This window comes from Paraburkholderia phenoliruptrix, assembly GCF_902859825.1.
In the GTDB taxonomy this organism is placed as follows: domain Bacteria; phylum Pseudomonadota; class Gammaproteobacteria; order Burkholderiales; family Burkholderiaceae; genus Paraburkholderia; species Paraburkholderia phenoliruptrix.
Genome location: NZ_CADIKB010000093.1, coordinates 1 through 3,699 on the forward strand (window position 1 = coordinate 1; position 3,699 = coordinate 3,699).

Genomic DNA, 3,699 nt, shown 5'->3' on the forward strand with positions numbered 1-3,699 from the left:
TTTGTTGTTTGCTGGTTTCCGACTTCGACAATCAGATTCTCAGCTGAAACCTCCACCGCCTTCAATCGCCCGCCTCAACTCCCCCGTACACCAGTTCCGACTTTAGCTCGAGGCTTTGCGCCCCAAGACGAACGCTCTACGAGTGTGTAGCCTGATTTCTTCAACACAGTGACAATGGCTTGTCGGGTCGCGGCCCGGTCATTCACGGTTACCGCGACAACCTGTCCGCCCTTATAGTTGGGCACAGGATCGCTCTGCGACCAGTGTTCGGGGGCATAGTGATAGTCCGACATGATTAACCTTCCTGAATCTTGAGGTTGCCAGTGGGCGCTTTGAACACGAGATGAACCTGGATATCACTACCCGGCCTGCCGTCGATGTCGGCAAAACCGCTTTCATCCGTCACGCCATGGCGCGTCTGCCCGTCAACGTTGGCGACGTATCGACGGTTTGCCAAGGGCTCCTGCGTCTCACTATCTACGAACTGGAACCGCCGCCCTAATTGCGGCTCGCCGCCTTGCTTGAGTTCAGCCCCGGGGATGCCTGCACTTGCAGAGGAACACTGCTTGCCGCCCTCATCGGGGCCGACCTTTTCCCACAGGCTCGAGAGCGAGTTGATGAGCCGCGGCTTCTCTTCACAGGAACACATGCAGAGATCGTTATTTAGCGCCGGCTGTCTGCCCATGAGCTTGGTCGGCCGCCTAGGCCCGTCTCCGACGATGCGACCCTTCGAGTTGCACTTAGGGCATTCAGCATAGTCACCTAGCATGACCAAAGCTTTCCCCATATTAAGGCAACTGTTAGATGACGCGATCGCAATCCCGTCTGCGGTCGTCTTGTCGCCGTCAACAATGTTATATCGAATCAAGGAACACCCCCGACTTTGCTTAAGTGCAGCACTATAAACAGTAACTGAAGAGGATGGAATCGGATAATTACAACCAAAAGCTGGCTTTCTGGCTCCTCCGAACGGCCGTTTGATACCACCCACGTTGCAGCACGCTATCAACATGCTGCAATTTTTTCCGATATTCATCAGGCGTGAACCGAGGAGAAGTTTGTGCCGATTTAACATTTGTTTTCGGAATCCAGATTGCGATAGTTATATTGCTTTATGTAGAATCGCGCGATGGCGCGGGGGCGCGTGTTGAATAAAAAGAGGCGTTATGGGAGCGCAAGACCTGATTGGGGCAATTACCGGCGGACTCGCACAGAGTGACCGGCTATTGAAACTGGATACCCCGCTTGGTGAAAATGTGTTGCTACCGCAACGCCTTGTTGGAAATTCTCGAATTGGCCGTCACTACGAGTTCACCCTAGACGTTGTCTCGACCAGTGATGGAATTGAACTCAAAAAACTGATCGCTCAGCCTGTAACTCTATGGATGCAGCAATCCGATCGGTCGTACACTCCGCACCATGGTTACGTGCATACTGCGCGACGCTTGGGGTCTGACAGCGCCCTGACCAGTTATCAGATCGAATTCTCATCATGGATGCATTTTCTGCGTTTCCGGAAAGACGCGCGCATCTGGCAGGACAAGTCTGTTGATGAAATCCTGACGGATGTCTTTAATATGCATCCGCAGGCTCGGGGCGCATTTCGCTTCACACTGCGCAATCCGCTGCCGCAACGCTCCTTCTGCGTTCAATACGAGGACGACTGGAATTTCTGTCATCGCTTGATGGAGGCCGAGGGGCTATTCGGCTATTTTGAGCAGGCTGAAGACGGGAAATCGCATACGCTGGTAGTCACAGATAATCTCGATGTGCTGGAGCCACTGTCGCCGCAAGCGGTCGAGTTCTACCGATCCGGCACTGGCAGTGAGACCGACGCGTTCGTGCAATGGAGTGGTACCCGAACGCTCCAGAGCACAACCCTCACGACGCGCACGTTCGACTACAAGGCGCCGTCATCGGCGGCAAATCCGAAGGGCACGACAATCCCCACGCTGACTACGCAAGGCAACCTGCCGTCACAAGCCGAGGTGTATGAATACACCGGTCCGTATAGCTATGCGGAGCAGGCGCGCGGTGACCAGCTTTCCAAGCTGCGCATGGAAGAGTGGGAATCACGGGCCAAGCGATTTCAGGGCATGGGCGCCGTCCGACGCATCGATGCCGGCCGGTGGTTCGAACTCGCCGATCACCCGGATCACAGCGTTGGTAGTCAACAGGAACGGCAGTTTGCGGTGATTGGCGTCGAATGGACGATCGAGAACAACTTGCCTGTATCTAGCGGTACAACCGACTTCCCGCATAGCCTGAATAGCACTCTGGCCGCCGCACGAGCACAGTATGGTATGCAGGCGCTGATCATCAAATCAAGCGACGGCAGTGAAGGCTTCTTTATGGCGAGCGTGGAGGCACAGCGCCGGACAGTGCCCTATCGCAGTCCGCTGGAACATGCCAAACCGCCGATGCATCTGCAGACAGCGACCGTGGTTGGGCCTGCCAACCAGGAAGTGTTTACAGACACACTAAACCGGATCAAGGTTCGGATGCACTGGGATCGGCTGAACCCGGGAGACGAAACCGCTTCTTGCTGGATGCGCGTTGCGCATTCAAATGCTGGCGGTAGCTACGGTGCAGTCCACGTTCCGCGCATCGGCGAGGAAGTCATTGTGTCGTTTCTCGACGGCGACTGCGATCGACCTATCGTCACGGGACGCCTCTACAACGGCTCAAAGACCCCCGACTGGCATTCGAACGGAATTCTCTCCGGATACAAGTCGAAGGAGTACCACGGCAGCGGATTCAATCAGATGGTGATGGACGATGCCACCGGACAGAACCGTATCCAGTTGTATAGCAGCAGTACCAATGCCCAGTTGCATCTTGGATATCTGGTCAGTCAAACGGGCAACACCCGAGGCGCATATCTCGGGAGTGGGTTCGACCTCAAGTCGGACGCCTACGGCGCGGTCAGGGCCGGTCAGGGGCTCTACATATCGACCCATCCCACCACCGGCGCGGCAACCCAGCCGCTCGACGTTCGCAACGCAAACGCCCAGTTGGTCAGTTCTGAAAGCGTGATGGAATCGCTGTCGCAGTCAAGTGAGACTCATCAGGCCGGAAGCCTTAAGGATGGGTATGAATCGCTCAAAGCATTTACGGATGCGACACAGAATAGCGTTTCCGGTGCAGCGGACACAGGCGGCAACACCGCGGGCGGCGGGACCGGCAATGCGAACGTATTCAAGGAGCCGGTCATATTGTTTGCGAGCCCTGCAGGGTTTGCGACATCGACGCAAAAGTCTGCACAAATTTCTGCGGATCAGCACATCAATCTGGTGAGCGGGCAGAGCACGCATCTCGCATCGGCGAAATCGCTGCTGGCCAGTGTGACCGAGAAGATAAGCCTGTTCGTGCAAAACTCGGGAATGAAGCTGTTCGCGGGCAAAGGCAAAGTAGAGATCCGGGCGCACTCGGACAACGTGGAAGTGACGGCCCAGAAGACCTTGAAGTTACTCTCGACGAGCGAGACGATCGAGGTCGCTTCGGCCAAAGGGATTCTCCTGACCTCCGGCGGAGCCTATATCAGAATCGAAGGGGGCAACATCCAGATCCATGCACCGGGCACGGTCGACGGCAATGTCCCACAGACAGTTGAAGGTTGGGACGGCGGGTGCGGCATAGATTATGCGACCTTGCGATCATGGTCAATGTTGGATTTCGAGGGCGAACGCTTCAGGGCGG

2 protein-coding genes are annotated in these 3,699 nt (G+C 56.0%); one reads left to right on the plus strand and one right to left on the minus strand.

From position 1 onward, the window contains the following. Positions 1-295 precede the first annotated feature (295 nt). A complete protein-coding gene (locus tag HV711_RS34140; protein ID WP_244142802.1) occupies positions 296-685 on the minus strand; it encodes a hypothetical protein in 390 nt (129 codons plus the stop codon). A 481-nt stretch (positions 686-1,166) separates the two neighbouring features. Between HV711_RS34140 and HV711_RS32975 the strand changes: the two genes are divergently transcribed. After that, the coding region (locus HV711_RS32975; protein ID WP_254604960.1) for a type VI secretion system Vgr family protein at positions 1,167-3,699 on the plus strand (2,533 nt) is incomplete at its 3' end.